This is a genomic window from Curvibacter sp. Hmag1.1 (genome assembly GCF_059769165.1).
Genome location: NZ_JBMBGX010000002.1, coordinates 2550257 through 2568103, shown reverse-complemented (window position 1 = coordinate 2568103; position 17847 = coordinate 2550257). Strand labels below are relative to the sequence as shown.

General features: G+C 58.1%; 17 protein-coding genes. 4 read left to right on the top strand and 13 right to left on the bottom strand.

Going from position 1 to position 17847, the window contains the following annotated elements; all coding sequences use genetic code 11:
* Positions 1 to 46 precede the first annotated feature (46 nt).
* Positions 47 to 925 (bottom strand): protease HtpX, encoded by an 879-nt coding sequence (gene htpX / locus ACOAP0_RS12790; RefSeq protein WP_087496265.1) that lies wholly within the window; start codon positions 923 to 925, stop codon positions 47 to 49.
* A gap of 204 nt (positions 926 to 1129) precedes the next feature.
* Here htpX and ACOAP0_RS12785 point away from each other — a divergent pair, with 204 nt between their 5' ends.
* Positions 1130 to 2140: a Bug family tripartite tricarboxylate transporter substrate binding protein gene (locus ACOAP0_RS12785; RefSeq protein ID WP_498376706.1), complete on the top strand. Its 1011-nt coding sequence runs from the start codon at positions 1130 to 1132 to the stop codon at positions 2138 to 2140.
* Between the two features lie 23 nt (positions 2141 to 2163).
* On the opposite strand, the gene ACOAP0_RS12780 is transcribed toward ACOAP0_RS12785, so the two are convergent.
* The 10 genes from ACOAP0_RS12780 to ACOAP0_RS12735 all read right to left on the bottom strand — a co-directional run bounded on the left by ACOAP0_RS12780 (position 2164) and on the right by ACOAP0_RS12735 (position 12648).
* Positions 2164 to 2913, bottom strand: coding sequence for a DUF3025 domain-containing protein (locus ACOAP0_RS12780; protein ID WP_498376705.1), 750 nt, complete (start codon positions 2911 to 2913; stop codon positions 2164 to 2166).
* A complete protein-coding gene (pyrC, locus tag ACOAP0_RS12775) occupies positions 2898 to 3944 on the bottom strand; it encodes a dihydroorotase (RefSeq protein WP_498376704.1) in 1047 nt (348 codons plus the stop codon). The genes ACOAP0_RS12780 and pyrC overlap by 16 nt, the downstream gene beginning before the upstream one ends.
* Positions 3945 to 3996: 52 nt before the next feature.
* Positions 3997 to 4866, bottom strand: coding sequence for an amino acid ABC transporter substrate-binding protein (locus tag ACOAP0_RS12770; protein ID WP_498391429.1), 870 nt, complete (start codon positions 4864 to 4866; stop codon positions 3997 to 3999).
* 151 nt (positions 4867 to 5017) lie between these two features.
* Positions 5018 to 5995: a LysR substrate-binding domain-containing protein gene (locus ACOAP0_RS12765; RefSeq protein ID WP_296511314.1), complete on the bottom strand. Its 978-nt coding sequence runs from the start codon at positions 5993 to 5995 to the stop codon at positions 5018 to 5020.
* 71 nt (positions 5996 to 6066) lie between these two features.
* A complete protein-coding gene (locus ACOAP0_RS12760) occupies positions 6067 to 7215 on the bottom strand; it encodes an oligogalacturonate lyase family protein (protein ID WP_498376702.1) in 1149 nt (382 codons plus the stop codon).
* A gap of 15 nt (positions 7216 to 7230) precedes the next feature.
* Positions 7231 to 8520: an ABC transporter substrate-binding protein gene (locus ACOAP0_RS12755; protein ID WP_498376701.1), complete on the bottom strand. Its 1290-nt coding sequence runs from the start codon at positions 8518 to 8520 to the stop codon at positions 7231 to 7233.
* A gap of 27 nt (positions 8521 to 8547) precedes the next feature.
* Positions 8548 to 9666: an ABC transporter ATP-binding protein gene (locus ACOAP0_RS12750; RefSeq protein ID WP_498376700.1), complete on the bottom strand. Its 1119-nt coding sequence runs from the start codon at positions 9664 to 9666 to the stop codon at positions 8548 to 8550.
* Between the two features lie 13 nt (positions 9667 to 9679).
* The gene (locus tag ACOAP0_RS12745) at positions 9680 to 10579 is read right to left on the bottom strand and encodes a carbohydrate ABC transporter permease (protein WP_498376699.1); all 900 of its coding nucleotides are present in this window, start codon (positions 10577 to 10579) and stop codon (positions 9680 to 9682) included.
* Positions 10579 to 11463: a carbohydrate ABC transporter permease gene (locus ACOAP0_RS12740; protein ID WP_087496256.1), complete on the bottom strand. Its 885-nt coding sequence runs from the start codon at positions 11461 to 11463 to the stop codon at positions 10579 to 10581. The genes ACOAP0_RS12745 and ACOAP0_RS12740 overlap by 1 nt, the downstream gene beginning before the upstream one ends.
* Positions 11464 to 11493: 30 nt before the next feature.
* Positions 11494 to 12648: a mandelate racemase family protein gene (locus ACOAP0_RS12735; RefSeq protein WP_498376698.1), complete on the bottom strand. Its 1155-nt coding sequence runs from the start codon at positions 12646 to 12648 to the stop codon at positions 11494 to 11496.
* Positions 12649 to 12775: 127 nt separating this feature from the next.
* Between ACOAP0_RS12735 and ACOAP0_RS12730 the strand changes: the two genes are divergently transcribed.
* Entirely contained in the window at positions 12776 to 13537 is a 762-nt protein-coding gene (locus ACOAP0_RS12730; RefSeq protein WP_498376697.1) for a FadR/GntR family transcriptional regulator, read from the top strand.
* A gap of 132 nt (positions 13538 to 13669) precedes the next feature.
* Positions 13670 to 14758 (top strand): porin, encoded by a 1089-nt coding sequence (locus ACOAP0_RS12725; RefSeq protein ID WP_498391428.1) that lies wholly within the window; start codon positions 13670 to 13672, stop codon positions 14756 to 14758.
* An 87-nt stretch (positions 14759 to 14845) separates the two neighbouring features.
* Here ACOAP0_RS12725 and ACOAP0_RS12720 read toward each other — a convergent pair whose 3' ends face one another.
* Both ACOAP0_RS12720 and ACOAP0_RS12715 read right to left on the bottom strand, forming a co-directional pair.
* Positions 14846 to 15460, bottom strand: a complete 615-nt coding sequence (locus ACOAP0_RS12720; RefSeq protein ID WP_498376695.1) for a hypothetical protein — start codon at positions 15458 to 15460, stop codon at positions 14846 to 14848.
* 3 nt (positions 15461 to 15463) lie between these two features.
* On the bottom strand, positions 15464 to 17323 hold the full coding sequence (locus ACOAP0_RS12715) for an ABCB family ABC transporter ATP-binding protein/permease (RefSeq protein WP_498376694.1): 1860 nt from the start codon (positions 17321 to 17323) through the stop codon (positions 15464 to 15466).
* Between the two features lie 40 nt (positions 17324 to 17363).
* Here ACOAP0_RS12715 and ACOAP0_RS12710 point away from each other — a divergent pair, with 40 nt between their 5' ends.
* On the top strand, positions 17364 to 17780 hold the full coding sequence (locus ACOAP0_RS12710) for an acyl-CoA thioesterase (protein WP_313868591.1): 417 nt from the start codon (positions 17364 to 17366) through the stop codon (positions 17778 to 17780).
* The last annotated feature ends 67 nt before the right edge of the window (positions 17781 to 17847 follow it).

The window sequence follows — 17847 nt, the reverse complement described above, 5'->3', positions numbered from 1 at the left end:
CGGCAAGGGGTTCGCTCAAGACACGCAGCGCAGTGCGCTGCAGGGCTTACTGCCCGTTGTTCGCCTGCAGGGCAGCAATGCGCTGCTCAATGGGTGGGTGGGTCGAAAACAACTGACCGATACCACCTGCAATGCCCATGGCCGCCACACTCTTGGGCAACTCACCCGGAGTCATGCCACCCAATCGGGCCAAGGCGTTCATCATGGGCTGCTTGCGGCCCATCAGCTGGGCGGCGCCTGCGTCCGCACGGAACTCGCGCTGGCGGCTGAACCAGGCCACCACCATGGCAGCGGCAAATCCGAGCACGATGTCGAGCACGATGGTCGTCACGTAATAGCCGATGCCGGGGCCGCTGTTCTGCTCGTCGTTCTTTCGCAAGAAGCTGTCTACGGCGTAACCGACTACACGGCTGAGGAACACCACGAAGGTGTTCATCACGCCCTGGATCAGGGTCATGGTGACCATGTCACCGTTGGCAATGTGGGCCACCTCATGGCCGATAACGGCTTCAATTTCTTCGCGGGTCATGCCACGCAGCAAGCCGGTGGACACTGCCACCAAGGCGCTGTTTTTGAAGGCGCCAGTAGCGAACGCATTGGGTTCACCTTCAAAAATGCCGACTTCCGGCATACCGATGCCGGCCTTGTCCGCAAACTTGCGCACGGTGTCCACAATCCAGGCCTCGTCGGCGTTCTGGGGCTGTTCGATGATCTGCACGCCCGATGTCCACTTGGCCATGGGCTTGCTGATCAGCAACGAAAAAATGGCGCCGCCAAAGCCCATGATGAGCGCAAAGCCCAGCAAAGCACCCAGGTTCAGTCCGTTGGAAGTCAAGAACTTGTTGACACCGAGCAGGCTGGCCACGACGCCCAGCACCGCCACCACCAACACGTTGGTCAATACAAACAAAAGAATGCGTTTCATAGTTGTCTCAGGAAAGAGCACCCGCTCCGGGCGAATTAAGCCGAATGGTAGGGGCGCGAGGGCTGAATTCAAGCACTCAGGCGCTTGAACCCATGAAGTTTATGGCCTTTCCGATGCCACAACTTGTTACAAGTGAGGCTCGTGGCCTCCCCTGCTTTGGCTGGGAAAATGCCCGATTCGAAGTGAAATCCCATGAGGCCCTTGATGAAAAAAATGGATCGCCGCCAGCTTCTCACCTGCATCGCCGCAGGCACCTTAGCCGGGATGACCGCGCCGAGCTGGGGACAAGCAGCCAAAGCACCTGCCTCAAAGCCCAAAGCAGCCGCCAAACTCGCATCCAAATTGCGAATCGTGATCCCGGCGAACGCCGGAGGCGGTTGGGACCAGACGGGCCGAGCCCTGGGTACGGCCATGATTTCCGCAGGAGTTGTGGATGAAATCGACTATGAAAACAAAGGCGGCAAAGGCGGCACCATCGGTCTGGCCTACTACGCCGAGAAATATGCGGCCGACCCGAACACGCTCATCATGGGCGGTACCGTGATGGTCGGTGCCGTGGCGCTGCAAAAACCTGCGATTGATATGGGAACGCTGGCGCCCCTGGCACGGCTCACGAGTGACTACTTGGTCATGGTGGTGGCGGCCAACTCGCCCATCAAGAATGCCTCTGACCTCTCAGCCGCCATGAAGGCCAACCTGAAGGCGGTCACGGTGGCAGGCGGGTCCGCGGGTGGTGTGGATCACATCTTCTCCGGGGTGTTTGCCCGCGCGACTGGCGCGAACCCCGACGATCTGACATATCTGCCTTTTGCGGGTGGAGCGGAAGTAGTGTCTGCTGTACTGTCCGGCAAAGCGATGGTAGGGATCTCTGGCTACAGCGAATTCAGCTCGCAGCTCTCCGGCGGGCAGCTCAGGGCCATCGGGGTGTCATCACGAAAAGCCTCTTTCGGTATTCCGTCCATCCGCGACCAGGGCATGCAAGTAGACATGGCCAACTGGCGCGGCGTATTCACCGGGAAGTCGGTCCCGGCAGAGCGCCAAGCCGCGATGGTGGAAGCAGTACGGCAGGCCACTTTGCATGAGAGCTGGAAATCCGTGCTCAAACAAAACCACTGGGATGCCTCCTGGCTGACAGGCAAAGACTTCAATGAGCAAATTGACTTTGACCAGACCACGGCACGGGTCATGGTGCACTTGCTCAAGCTCAAGGCCTGATAACGCGTGACAGCAGTGAGGTGCTAACCAGCCGCTGACCGGGGTGCACGGAAGACGCTGGCGTCTGCGTAGAAGCCAGCCGACTCATTCTCCGGCCACCAGCCGGGTACACCGAGCACCGGCAAGTGGGCAAAGGGCTTGGCTGCCAGCATGGGGGCACTCAGCGTGGCTGCCAGCCAGGCATCCATATCCGCTATCGAATTCGTAGCTGCCCGCGCACGGAATACGTGCGCTGTGATGGGTTTTCGTGGGTAAACCAGTTTTTCCAGCAGTGCATGACCGAACAGCACCAGTGTGGCGTGGGCCCACATCGGGCGCAGCGGGCCGAACAGCGTCTGCCAATCTTTGGCAGCCAAAGCGTCCCACAAGGCATCTGGCGCCATGAGGAGCGCGGCGTTTTCGTCAAAGACCGTCAACGCATCGCGGGCGGGGCCGCGTACCGGCTGGATGCCGGTTTCCGCAATTTGCTGGGCCTGCAAGAGATTGAGCTTCTTCTTGGCCTGTGGGAACTGTATCCAGCACAGACCATTGAAAAAATCGTGCAAACCGTCACGGGTCGGGACGCACCCCGTGTCGTAGATGTGCTGCTCGTAAGCGCTGCCCGCTGGCAACTCGCTCTGGGGGATGAAGCGCACCGGAGCCATGCCGGGCGCATTGAGCGCCTGCGCCACCGTCAGGCCAGCTTCAACCTGCAGAGCCAGGCCCTCCCCCGCATCGCGCCACGGGTCAAGCCACGGCGCGGACCAGTTAATCGCTTCTAGACCAAACGCCACTGCAGTGCTTCGCCCGCGGCCAGGGGTTTGAGCGTGGTTTCGCCGAAGGCGTAACTCTCGGGTGGGGTCCAGCTTTCGCGCGTCAAGGTGATGGTGCCCCGGTTGCGTGGCAAACCATAGAAGTCCGCACCGTGGAAACTGGCAAAGCCCTCCAGCTTGTCGAGGGCACCTGCAGCGTCAAATGCCTGGGCATACAGCTCCATGGCAGCGTGGGCGGTATAGCAGCCAGCGCAGCCCGAGGCATGCTCCTTGAGGTGGGCGGGGTGTGGAGCGCTGTCGGTACCCAGGAAAAACTTGGGGGAGCCGCCGGTCGCCGCTTGTACCAGGGCTTTGCGGTGCGTCTCACGCTTCAAAACCGGCAGGCAGTAGTAGTGCGGCCGGATGCCGCCGGTGAAGATGGCATTGCGGTTGTAGAGCAGGTGGTGGGCGGTGATGCTCGCAGCAGTAAAGCGGTCTGCAGCGGCCACGTACTGAGCAGCTTCCAGCGTGGTGATGTGCTCGAACACGATCTTCAGCTCGGGGAAATCCCGGCGCAAGGGAATGAGCTGGGTGTCGATGAACACCGCTTCGCGGTCGAACAAGTCGATGTCGCTGCTGGTGACCTCGCCATGCACCAACAAGAGCATGCCGGCTTTCTGCATGGCTTCCAGCGTCTTGTAAGTCTTGCGCAGGTCGGTGACTCCCGCATCGCTGTTGGTGGTCGCCCCTGCGGGGTAGAGCTTCGCGGCCACTACACCGGCGTCCTTGGCACGCGCTATTTCATCAGCGGGCAGGTTGTCGGTGAGGTAGAGCGTCATCAGAGGCTCAAACTCCACACCCGCCGGTACCGCGGCCTGAATGCGGGCCTTGTAAGCCAACGCCTGCTCGGCGGTGGTCACCGGCGGCTTGAGGTTGGGCATGATGATGGCGCGGCCGAACTGGGCTGCGGTGTGCGGCACCACGGTATTGAGGGCAGCGCCGTCGCGCACATGCAAGTGCCAGTCGTCCGGGCGGGTGATGGTCAGTGTCTGGGGGGTGGCTGTGGAGGTCATGGGCCCTATTGTCCCAAAACCGCAGCGCACCCCGCTATGAGAGCGGAGTCGCTTAAAACGGCACGAAATCGCTGGGGTATTTCCAGAAGTCCCGGAGCAGGTAGCTCACGGGCAGATTCAGCGCTTTGTCGTTCGGCGGAATGGGCTTCAGAAACCATTTGTCGTAGATCGGCTGAATCTCTTTACTGACGATCAGGCGACGCATTTCTTCGTCGATCAGCTTCTTGAACTCGGGATCGTCTTTGGGAAGCATGATGGCCAGTGGTTCTGTGGTCAGGAACTTGCCGACCACGCGCAACGATTCAGGCTTGGGCCGGTTGGACGCCAAGCCATACAAAAGCACGTCATCCATCACAAAAGCATCAGCCTCACTTTTCTCGACCATGTCGACCGCTTTCGCATGGTCGGGGGCTTCGAGGATGGTGATGCGCAACAACCGCTCACGGTTGGCCTGCTCCGCAGCCTTCAACGGGGTCGTACCTTTGGTGGACACAAGCTTTTTGCCTTCCAAGTCTTCAATCCGTTCTATCTTGCTGTCAGCCCGCACCAACATGCGGGCCCCGGTAATGAAGTGAGGGATGGTGAAGGCTACTTTCTGGCGCCGCTCGGCGTTGTTGGTGGTCGATCCGCATTCGAGGTCGGCCTTGCCTTCGGCCACCATGGCGATGCGGTTGGCAGGCGTGACCTGCAAGAACTCCACCTGCATGTTCTTGGCACCAGTCTTCTTGCGCACCGCATCTGCCAACTTCAGGCACAGCTCTACGGCATAGCCCACGGGCTTCTTATCAGCATCTACATATGAAAACGGAATGGACGACTCGCGGTGCGCAATCACCAATTTGCCGCCACTACTGACACGCTCAAGAACACCAGTCGCAGCGGCCGGGCCATGGCCTACCAAGACAAGCAGGATGCCAAGCAAAAAAACGCTGCACGACGGGGTGCAGCTGCGTATGTGTTTGTCATAACTTCTCCAACGACGGGGCCTGACTGAATTTGTGACTCTAGCCAGCCCCTTTCACCGCCGCCAATGCCTATTCATTGGGCCGGTATGCAAAACCGTTATGCAACAACTATGCCGTTGAGGTCGCCTGGGAATGCAAATAGTCCCACAAGGCCTGGGCTGAGCCCTTGGGCGTGCGGGTCTGCGCCCGCTGCGCCGCGCTCAAGCTGCGGCCGGCTTCCCGCACGGCCAGGCGTTCGCGGTATGCCCGTACTTCCATCGTGATCTGCAGCGACTTCATGTGATTCGGCAAGGCACTCACCAATTTCTTGGCACGCAGGTCTTTCTTTACCGCGCTGTGGGGCAGGAATGCCACGCCGTGGCCTTCTAACGCCATGGCCTTCAGGCCTTCGGCCATGTCCGTCTCATACACACGATCGAAATGGACAGGTACTTCGGCTTGCTTCAAGATGAGTTCCACCATCTGGCCCAAATAGGCGCCCGGCGCATAACCCAGGTAGGGCAAGGGCTGACCGAGTTTGCCGGGAAGGCTGAACATGGGGTTGCCATCCGCATCCGGCTTGGAATAAGGTGCCACCACTTCCTCACCCAGACTGACCATCTCATAGCGGTCCGCATCCAGCTGGTAGGGCTGCGAGGGATGGTGATAGGCAATCAGCAAATCGCAACTGCCTTCGACCAGACGCATCACCGCGTCATGCACATTGAGCGCAATCAGGCGGCTTTTGAGCGGCCCGAATTTCTCGCGCAGCTCGGACACCCACGCCGGAAAAAAAGTGAACGCCAAGGTATGCGGCACTGCGAACTCGACCACGTCCTGCGCTGCGGTGGTATGCCCGCGCAGCATGGCGCGGGTGCTTTGCAAGGCTTGAAGCACCTCCAGAGACTGGTCATACAGCGTCTCGCCTGCCGGGGTCAGCCGGGTGGGGTAGCTGCTGCGGTCCACCAGATCGGTGCCTGCCCACGCCTCTAGGGACTGGATGCGCCGCGAAAACGCGGGTTGGGTTACGTGACGCAGTTGCGCTGATCGGCTGAAACTCCGAGTTTCAGCCAGAGACACAAAGTCTTCAAGCCATTTGGTTTCCATGGGCGCGCATTATGCGCGAAACGCATGGATTTGCCCTCCATCTGGCGATCCGCCCCTACAAGCTGCAGGATTTACAGGTCCACGAGGTAGAGCGCTGGCTCGCCTTCCGCATCGCTGGTGAAAAGCACCTGCCGCTCATTCGGCGTGAACGACGGATGGGGGTGGGTGACCTGCCGGTTGCCGAGGTACACGCGCCAGGAGCTGTCGTGCCGCGCCAGTTTGCGCATGTTGCCGGCTTTCAGATCGAAAACATACAGATAGGGGTCGTTCTGGACCTTGTGCGACGAACTGTCAGACACGTCCACAGGGGTCCCGGAGCCGTCGCCCACGATGAGACTGCCGTCAGCGTTGCTCATCAGATGGGAACACGGCGGCATGGTCGTGAGCACGCGGGTTTGCAAGGTGACAGGATCCAGGGAACACATGGCACGTTCCGAACGCCCCTTGAAATAAGACACGAACACCATGGCGGAGCCGTCTGGCACCCAGAATTCATGGGTGCAGCTCTCGCCCTGATCGTGTTCCTTGCCACAGCGCAGGTTGCTACCGTCTTCGTTCACAAACCACATGCGTGCATCGATGAGGTCATGGGTACCCTCATGGCAAAAGGCCACTGTTTTGTCATCAAAGGGGCGGTACTGGGGGTGGCCCAGCCAAAGCTTTTCCTCGTGAATCACCGCCCGCGCTCCGGTCAGCAAATCGATTCGGATCAAGCGGCAACGCGGCTTGGAATGGAACATCTCGCCGAACTTTTTCCAATCCGTTAACGGAAACCAATCCGCCCCCAGAATCTCGATGCCCACCATTTTGGTACAGGCACTATTGGCCACCCAGGTTCCGTAACCTACCCAGTCAGAAGGTACGGTGTAGACACACTCTTCCTTCAAGGTGGCGAGCTCCAGACGGATCAACTCCCGTTCTGCCCGGACGAAATATAGAAAGCGGTCGTCCGGACTCAAAAAGCCACCGAAGGTGTTCTCCCCGGGCTGGTCGGTCAATTGGGTCGCGACACGGGTCTGCAAGTCCAGCCTGTGGTAATGCCATTCATCACCGGACCGGGCACCGAACACCAACTGGTTACCGTCGTTGCTAAAGCATTTTTGGTAGAAGTAAGTGCGATGGCAAGCGGTATCTGCCGGGCTCAGTCGCGTAACACGAGCCCCGGTATCCGGATCCGACTTGGAGATGAATTCAAACTGTCTGGTACTTGCTTTGCTCATGAACTTTCCGGCTCTTTACTTGATGCGTTGCAACAGTGCGTTGCCCTCTTCCACCAGGCGCTTCGCGGCCTCCTGGTCCGTGGTCTTTCCGTAGGCTACGGTCTCGAAGACCTCGCGGATGAACTTGTTAAAGCGTGCGTTCTCGAACAAGGGCGAAGGCATATCAATCTTGCCGTTATCCTTCAGCTTTTTGATCTGGAGGAATGCCTTGAGCTCCGAGCCCTGCAATGCGTCGGTGCGCACGATGGCCCGGAACTGACTGTCGGCGGAAGGAACGCCTCGTGTGGTCCCGAGAATGGCAATGGCCTCTGGATCCGTTACCAAATAGTTCAAGAACTTTGCAGCGATTTCCGGGTTCTTGGTCTTTTTGCTTACTGCAAACATCAGGGATGGGCGGCCGAACATACCGCTGTTCTTGGCATTCGGTAGCGTCAGGAAGTCACCCACATCCAACTTCTGGTCTTTGTTCAAAGTGCTGGCGCGCAGGCCGATCGTGCTGTCCCACGTGTAGTTGCCGGCCCAGTTTCCACTCACCCAGTCTTGTTGCTGTTCGGTGGGCTTTTCTGCTCCGCCCAACGATGCACGTAGCGGCAGGGGCACCGCCACATTGTTGGCCGTTAGTTTCTTGTAGGTTTGCACCCACTCCAGTGCAGCGGCTTCGGTCATAGCCACCTTGGGCTGCACAGGGTGCACATACGGCGTTCCGTACTTCTGCATGATGTAGGTCTGCGACAACAAAATCATGTCGTACAGCTCACCATCAATGGCGAAGGCCTTGTCGCCGAACTTTTGCTTGAACACCGGTCCGGCAGCAAATAAATCATCCCAGGTCGCAGGCATTTTGAGTCCCGCACGCTCATACGCGGCGCGATTCCAAAGCATGACGCGTGCGGTATAGGAAACCGGCAAGGCATTAAGTTTTTTGTTGACCACGCCGGTCTGCAGATCAGCCTCGGAAAACTGGTTCAAGCCGATCAGCGACTTGTGCTTGTTGAGATCCAGAAAACCATCCCCCGTCTTGGAGAAAGTGGAGAGCCAAGCCCAGTTGATTTGCATGATGTCCGGCTCGGTGCCACCAGCGTACTGGGTCGACAAGCGCTCCAGATAGCCGTTGAAACCCATGTACTCGGCCTTGATTTTCACGCCGGGGTTTTTCGCCTCGAATGCGGCGATGGCTTTGAGCGTGGCGTCGTGGCGGGCACCACCACCCCACCAGGAAAAGCGCAGGGTACTGGCTTCCTGGGCGCCTGCAGCCATGGCAAAAGATAGTGCTGCACCTGCCAGCCAAATCGAACGTCGTTTCATGATTGTCTCCTCATTGATTTTTTGATGTCACAAGAACAAATTCAGCCCGCTGTCCATGTCGAAAGCGTGGCAGGCATCCATCTGGATACCGAAGGCATGGCGATCCCCGCGGGCTTTGCCTGCAAGATCGCGGAGTTGGTCTGCGGGAACACGGGCAGTCAGCGGTGTATCGCCCAGGGTGAAGTGCACGTACACCTCGCTGCCCATGTGTTCCATAAAGCGCAGGGTGCCGTCCACCATCTGCACAGCGGATTCGCTATGGCCACCCGCCGTGATGTGCTCAGGACGGATACCAAACTTGACTGCCTTTAGTGCTTGGAGGCGGGGAATGTGCTTTTGCGGGACTTGGAGCGTGACACCGCCAATGGAGACTTGCGCGCCATTCTGGGTGACTTCTGCAGGGATGATGTTCATCTCCGGTGAACCAATGAAGCCCGCCACAAACACGTTCGCGGGTTTGTCGTACAAGGCCGTAGGGGTATCCACTTGCTGGATTTCACCGTCCTTCAGCACACAGATCCGCTCCCCCATGGTCATGGCTTCCACCTGGTCGTGAGTAACGTACACCACGGTAGATGGACGCCCTTGTTCCCGCAAGGTGCGATGCAATTCGGTCAAACGTACGCGCATGGAGGCGCGCAGCTTCGCATCCAGATTCGACAGCGGCTCATCGAACAAGAACACTTCCGGGCGTTTCACAATCGCGCGCCCCACGGCCACCCGCTGCGCCTGTCCCCCGGACAATTGTTTGGGGAAGCGGTCCAGCAGATGGTCCATTTCCAAGAGCTTGGCAGCTTCCCGCACACGGGCATCTATTTCTGCTTTTGCGGTTCCTGCGAGCTTCAGACCAAACGCCAGGTTGTCATAGACCTTCATGTGCGGGTACAGGGCGTAGTTCTGGAACACCATCGCAATGCCGCGTTGCTTGGGCGGCAAGCTGTTTACCACTTGGTTACCGATCAACAGCTCACCGCCACGGATGCTCTCCAGCCCCGCAATCATCCGCAGGATGGTACTTTTAGCGCAGCCCGAGGGCCCCACAAACACCATGAACTCACCGTCGCGGATTTGCAGATCCACGCCGTGCACTGCTTTGAACCCGTTGGGGTATGTCTTCTCGATTTTTTTTAATTGCAATTGCGCCACAAGAGGCTCCTCTTTAACCTTTGATACCGCTGCTGGCGGCACCTTCAATGAAATGCCGTTGTGCCAGGAAGAACACCACCAGTGATGGAATCAAGGCCACTACCGAGATGGCAATGACACTGGCCCATTCGACCTCTTCGGTGGCACCGATGCTCATCTTCAGTGCCAAGGACACGGGGTAGTTCTCTACGCTGGAGAGATAGATCAACGGACCCATGAAGTCATTCATGCTCCAGATGAACTGAAACACCACGACCGATATGAGAGCCGGTTTAAGAATCGGAATCAGGATGTGCCACAGAAGCTGGAGCGCGTTGCAACCGTCGATCTGTGCGGCCTCTTCCATGTCACGAGGAATCCCGCGCAGGAACTGGACCAGCATGAATACGAAGAAGGTGTCGGTGGCAAATGCTGACGGAACAATCAGTGGCAAGTAGGTATCAACCCAACCGAACTCCTTGAACATCAGGTACTGGGGCAAGCGCAGAATGATCAGCGGCAGCATCATGGTGCCGACCATCACACTGAACAGGAACTTCTTTCCCCAGAACTCGAAACGCGCGAACGCATAGGCCACCAGGACGCACGAAATCACCGTCACGATTACCTTGGGAATGATGATCAGGAATGAGTTCAGGAAATACGTTGCAAACGTGTATTCCGTGCTGGTCTTCCATCCCTTGGCATAGGCCGAAAAGTCAAACCGGCTGGGCCAGAAGCCGATTTCCGTGAAGACTTCTGCGTTGGTCTTGAATGACGCACCCACCAGCCAGATCATGGGATACAGCATCACCAGGCCCATGACCAGCAGCACACCGTAGCGCACGGCGGCACTGATTTTTTCTTTGCGTTGGAGCTCGTTGGCGTAGGCGTCTGAGCTGTCACGCTCTGCCAGATTCAGTTCGGCTTGCATTATTTGCGCTCCTTTTCACCGGAGTAGAAGACCCAGTATTTGGATGTGAAGAAGGAGATTGCACTGAGACCCGCCACGATCGCGAAGAGCACCCATGACAGCGCACTGCCGTAGCCCAGGTTGAAGTACTTGAAGCTCTGGTCATAGATATACAGAGACAGCACATACGTGGAGTGCAAGGGGCCACCCTCGGTGATCATGTAGGGGCCGTTGAATTCCTGGAAGGCATGCACCATCTGCATGATCAAGTTGAAAAAGATCACCGGGGTGATCAGGGGCACCGTGATCTTGAAAAACTGCTGTGTCTTGCTGGCACCGTCGATTTCTGCCGCCTCATACAAAGAGGTGGGTACGTTCTGCAATGCGGCCAAAAAGATAACCATGGCAGAACCGAACTGCCAGGTGAACAAGAGCACCACGGTCCACAGCGAGTAGTGCTCGTCAGCCAGCCACGCGATGGGCTGCAGGCCCATCTTCATCATCACGATGTTCACCAATCCGTTCTGGGAGAAGATGAATCGCCACATGATGGCGGCGGCAATCGACCCGCCCAGAATGGAGGGCAGGTAGTAGGCTGACCGGAAGAAGTTGATTCCCCGGAGTTTGAAGTTCAAGACATGGGCCATGAACAACGCGAATCCGACCCGCATGGGAACCGCGAGTGCCGCAAAGAGCAAGGTAACTCCCAGGGACTTCTTGAACAGCGGATCTTTCTGAAACAACTCCTGATAGTTTTCCAGCCCAATGTACTGGGGTGGGCTGATGAAGTCGTATTGGGTGAAGCTCAATGCGAAGCTCATGACGAACGGGAAGAGCTTGAAGCCCAGCACCCCGATCACAAAGGGAAGCACAAACAAAAAGCCTGTGGTCTTGTTTTCGTACATAGATTGGGTCCTTGCGGCTGCTAGGGCTTTTTAGTAGCGTGACACCGTGTGGGCTTCGATGTAGTCGAAATTGATGTCCTCGCCCAGACCTGGTTTTTGGGAAAGATGAACAAATCCGTCCCTGTTCATCGGATCGACCAAGGCGTGCAGATAGGCTGGCACTTCGTCATAGTCCAGAAAGGGGTGCAGCAAGCCCCGTTCGTACCACTTGCAGTTTTTGATCGCCGCGCACACCGCCAGATTGGCTGCTCCGTTGCCATGAACTTCACAGTCCATCCCGTAAGCCTCTGCAAGATGTGCCACTTTCAGCGTCGGTGTGATGCCGCCGACGCCCGGCACGCCTGCCCGAAGAATGTCGCAAGCGCCGTTCTGCACCCATGCAGCACGGCTGTAGTGTTTGCCCGAGAGGCTTTCCGGACCCAGAATGGGAATATCCAGTTGGCCTGCAAGCCACGCATAGGACTCCATGCTTTGCTCGTTCATCATTTCTTCGAACCAGGAGAATTCGAGCTTTTCCAGCGCACGTCCGATACGTAGCGCATCGACCCGGCTGTAGTTGTGGTACCCGTCCAGCATGAGCGCAATGTCCGGCCCCACTGCTTCGCGGACTGCCGCGCAGGCTTTGATGTCTAAATCCACATTCGGGGCGAATCGGACCGGGGGCATCCATGTGTGGATCTTGATTCCCTTATATCCCCGCGCCACCAGCTTGACGGCGAAATTCGCATAGTCATCCGGCGTGGCCAATCCGCCCGCCAGCTCATCACCACACATCGTGCTGCCGTAGGCGGGTACTTTGTCGCGGTAAGCGCCTAAAAGGCGGTACACCGGGACATTCAGCGAGCGCCCCGCAAGGTCCCACAAGGCTTGCTCCACCGCGGCGAGCGCCCTGTCGGTCAATTGGCCGGCACTGCCGCGCTGACGATGCTCGAGGCTCTTCCATATTTTTTCGCGCTGTAGCGCATGTTCGCCCACCGCAGCAGGTCGGACAAATCCGTCGAGGACGTGTGCACGCACAACTTCTGGTGGCGCAAATGCGTAACCACAGTCCCCGGTGTCACTTTGGACGGTCAACATCGCCATCTTTGCCTGGGTTGTTTCACCGGGATGGGAGTGCCCGTCGCTGTCGACCGACCTTTTGGTGGGGTATGTGAATATCTGCCCTGTAACTTTTTCGATCTTCATGACATGTCCGCAAATTGATAGGAACTACTGTACACCTAGTCGTCTGACGTCTTAGATGGTATTTACCCTGACGACGCTTATCTTGCATTACTGCAGTACATAGCAGCTTCATTAAAATCTGACTCATATGACCACCTCCCCCTCCAAACCCGTTGCCAACAAAAGCCAACCACAGCGCGTGGTTGAAAGCATTCAGGCCCGTATCCTGAATGGCGAATTGAAAACGGGAGATCGCATTCCGCCCGAGCCCTCGCTGATGGAGGAGTTCAGCGTCAGTAGGACGGTGGTACGTGAGGCCATGTCCAGCCTGCAAGCCAGCGGTTTTGTGAAGACTCGCCATGGAATCGGGACTTTTGTTTTGGAACGAACAGGGAGCGCCAGTCTTCTCTCCGCGCCGCCTCAGGAGCTGCATGTAAAGCAGACTTTGGCTATGCTGGAGTTGCGCATCAGTCTTGAGTCTGAGGCCGCTCATCTGGCCGCATTGAGGCGTACCGACGCACATCTCGCTGTGATGCGTGAAGCATTGTTGAGCTACAGGTCCAATTGGCAAGCTGGCAAAAGCACCGTTGAAGATGATTACCGGTTCCACGCTGAGATTGCCGCCGCAACTGACAACCAGTATTTCCTGGAAGTTTTGGGCAACTTGGGGAATGCCACTTTGCGCTCGCACTCCCATGAAGGAATCGAGCAAACCAAACCGAAAGTCACGACCGGCCAGTTCGGCGAAGCGCTTCCCATTTTGTCGGACGGCAAGGAGACTGCACAAAGGGAACACGAGGCCATTTTTGATGCCATTGCACGCCAGGATGCAGCGTCCGCCAAAGCCGCCATGTTCATGCATTTGAGCAACAGCCGAGAGCGACTCCGTCGCAAGATCGAACCCGCCTGACCCCCCCCCAAGCATCGCCGGCAGGGTTTTCACTGATTTTGGATTTGAAACTTCCTCATAGACTTGCCTCAAGTCATCTGACGTCTGACTTAGGACGAGTGACTTGACATCACATCAACGAGGAGATTTGAATTGCGCCCCATTCCATCCACCCTGCTCCCGCTCACGCTGTGCGCGTTGATCAGCAATGCATTCGCACAATCGGCACCCGCTCCGGCTCCCGCGCCCGCCCCCAGCGCGCCGGCCGTGACGTCCGCCATTCCACTCAAGATCTCCGGACGCTTGGATGTGGGCCTGAAAAGCGCAATCCCTTCAGACCTGTCCAAAGAAACCACCGCCTCTGAAGCGGTGGATGAGGGTTCGAATGCCCGTCTGAACTTTTCCGGCTCATCTGACATCGACGCTGATCTGAGCAGCTATTTCATGATTGAGATGCGCTTCAACGCCGACAACGGCGCTCAAAACGACAGCGCGGCATTGTTCAAAGACAAGGCGTGGGTCGGCTTGACCAGCAAAAAATACGGCGACTTGAAGCTCGGTCGCTTGCATTCGCCGCAGTACGGCGTATCCACTGCCGGCCGCTACGAGGCGTTCAGCGGTGACAGCTACGCCTCCATGGGAACACGGGGCGCTCTGGCGGCCAATCAATGGAACAACGCGGTCTACTACACCACGCCAACCACCAGTGGATTCAATGCCGGACTGACTTTCAGCAAAGGCGAAAAAGCAGCCGCCAACGGCATTGGTGCCCACGTGGCCTACAACGAAGGCCCAGCATCAGCTGCCATTGGCTTCCAACAAGAGCAAGACAAGTGGGACACCACCACCCAGAAGACCATGGACACGTTCTCCATGGGCGCTTATTACGATTTTGGCGTTGTGCGTGTGAGCAGCACCTACGCCCGTTCCAGCAAAGCCAACATCACCAGCAGTGGCTCGCAAGATGTCTTCACTGCGGGTGTTCGGATTCCCTATGGCCCGGGTGAAATACGGGCATCGGTGCGAAGCATCGATGAAACAGCTCGCAAGTCCGCCACAGACGCCAGCTCCGACGTAGACAGCGTCCGCATCGGCCTTGGTTACGCCTGGCTTCTGGATGCCACTACCGGCGTGCACTTTTCCCTGGTGCGCGAAACACAAAAGCGATTCAACGCCAATGGCTCTGAGAAGAGCAACGCCACCGGTGAAGGCGCAGAAATCTCCCTGCGCAAGACGTTCTAAGAACGCGCGTAATTCAGGTTAGCCACGGTTCAATTGCGACGGGTTGAGGGTCCGGCTTTATGGCTGGGCCCTCTTTTTTTGCCCGCATTAGACGGCTACAGACTGCCCCGTCATTGCGAGATAGGCATTGCGAGTTCCCACACTGACCGACTGCAACACTTGTTGGTATGTGGTCTTATGCCGCGCCAGCAAACGTGCTGAAGCCACGGTCTTGGAGCGGCAATACCAGTGGCAGGTGTGCTGCATCAAAAAGAGTTCTGCAGACAGGGTGAAAGCACGGCGCTTGGGCGACAGACCTGCCTGGTTTTCAATCACCGACGCGATGCCACGCGCGTGGATTGCAAACGCTTCACGCACGTCAAAGCCAGCGGACGGCCACCAGTGGGCCGCATAGGGAATGGCCACCGGCAGGCGGCTTACCCGCGTGGCAGCTGCATCCTGCGTTGCGAATTCGACAGCGAAGGCAGTGAACTGTTCGCTCAGCGTTTGTTCCTGCACTTCCAGGTAGCTCCAGACCTGGGTCTGGCGCTCCGCGTCTTCCTCGCCCAGGGCGCGCAGATACCCGTCCGTGAGGCTTTCCATCAGCTTTTCGATGTCAAAGCGAGAGAGCACGCTTCCCAACAGGGCAATGCGCTCGCTCTGGTCTTTCTTCTTGGCCCAAGCAAATCCAAGGGCTGCCGCCAACAACAGCAACATGTCCATGGCTTACTCCCCGCTTTGCTGCAAGGCCCACATGGACGCGTAACGCCCATTGGCCGCCAATAGTTCGGCATGGTTGCCGCGTTCAATGATGTGACCTGCATCCATCACCAGTATCTCGTGAGCGTCCACGACCGTGGACAAGCGGTGCGCAATCACCAGCGTTGTCTTGTTTCGGGAAACGCCTTGCAGCTCCGCCTGAATGGCGCGCTCATTAGCACTGTCCAGCGCGCTGGTAGCTTCGTCAAAGATCATGACAGGAGGGTTCTTGAGCAAGGTCCGGGCAATCGCCACACGCTGTTTTTCTCCACCGCTGAGCTTGAGACCTCGCTCACCCACCATGGTGTCGTAGCCCCGGGGGGCTGCCGCAATAAAGCTGTGAATGTGCGCCGCTTTGGCCGCTGCCTCGACCTCGGCGCGGCTGGCACCGGGTCGCCCGTAGGCGATGTTGTATTCCACCGTGTCGTTAAAAAGCACTGTGTCCTGCGGCACGATGCCGATGGCCTGACGCACGCTGCTTTGGGTCACATTGCGGATGTCCTGCCCGGCAATGGTGATGCGGCCCTGCTGCACATCGTAAAAACGGAAGAGCAAGCGCGCCAGCGTCGATTTGCCTGAACCACTGGGCCCCACCACAGCGACGGTTTTGCCCGCAGGAATCTCGAAGCTGATGTGGTGCAGGATGGTGCGCGCTTCGGTGCCTGCGGCTGCCTTGCTGCCTGCGGGGTCGTAGCTGAAAGTGACACCTTCAAACCGCACGCTGGCGTCCGAACCATCGGCCGCCAACTGCAAGGGGGGAGCCTCGGGTGCATCGGCAATTTCGCGCTCACGCTCCATCAGGCTAAACATTTTCTCCAAGTCGGTCAGGCTTTGCTTGATCTCCCGGTAGATCACACCCAGAAAATTTAGCGGAATGTAGAGCTGGATCATGAAGGCGTTGACCATGACCAGGTCCCCCAGCGTCATGCGCCCGTCCACCACGCCTTGGGTAGCACGCCACAACATGGTGACCAGTGCACTGGCGATGATGAGCTGCTGCCCGCTGTTGAGCAGGCTCAGCGTGCGCTGGCTCTTGACGGCAGCGCGCCGGTAACGCTCCAGGTTTTCGTCGTAGCGCTTAGCTTCGAATTCTTCGTTGTTGAAATACTTGACCGTCTCGTAGTTCAGCAGCGAATCGATGGCGCGGCTGTGGGCTGTGCTGTCCATCTCGTTCATCTTTTTGCGGAACTGCGTGCGCCACTCGGTGACCGTAACCGTGAAGGCGATGTACACCACCAGTGCAATGCCGGTGATCCAGGCGAACCAGACATCGAACTTGACCGCCAGCAGCGTCAGCACCAACGCCACCTCGATCAGGGTGGGAACGATGCTGTAGAGCGAATAGCTGATCAGCGAATGCACGCCACGGGTGCCCCGCTCGATGTCGCGGGTCATGCCCCCGGTCTGGCGCTCGAGGTGAAAGCGCAAACTCATGGCATGCAGATGGCGGAACACCTGCAGGCTGATAGAGCGTGCGGCGCCCTCGGTGGCTTTGGCAAACACCAGCTCGCGCAGCTCGCTGAACACCGAGGTGCACAAACGCAAGGCGCCGTAGCCCACCAGCAGGGCCACCGGCACCACCAGCACGGCTGCGGCGTCTCCGGGCTTGAGGGTCATCGCGTCCACCAAAGTCTTCAGCAGCAGGGGCACACCCACGTTGGCCACCTTGGCACCCACCATGAAGGCCAAGGCTGCCAGCACCCGCCATTTGTAGGTCCACAGGTAGGGAAACAGGCGCTGCAGAGTGCTCCAGTCGGACTTGGGCTGCACAGCGGAGGCAGAGGAGATCGCAGCGGGAGCTGCTGCGGGGAGACCGGAGGGGCGCATGGGGGACAATTCGGAATAGTTTCAGTTCAGGATTGTGCCCATGTCTACCGTTTCAAGTTCCAGCCACGTTCAATTGCCTACCGACCAGGAGCTGGTTCTCAAAGTCATCCCCATGCCGGGCGACTGCAATGCCAACGGCGACATCTTCGGCGGCTGGGTCATGGCCCAGGTCGACCTGGCCGGCTCGGTGCTGCCCGCGCGATACACCCAAGGGCGTATGGCCACGGTGGCGGTGAACGAGTTCATCTTCAAGCAACCGGTGCGGGTGGGCGACATTCTGAGTTTCTTCAGCAAAGTCAGCCGCATCGGTCGCACCTCCATCACCGTCAAAGTCGAGGTGTATGCCGAGCGTTACCGCTCACAAGGGCAGTACACCAAAGTCACCGAGGCGTCACTCACCTATGTCGCGATTGACGACCAGGGACGCCCCCGCCCCATACCAAAAACCAACGAATAGCGCTATTTTTTTGATAGCTACTCGCGCACACTCCATGGGCGCCAGAGCACCAAAACACTTCAAGCCT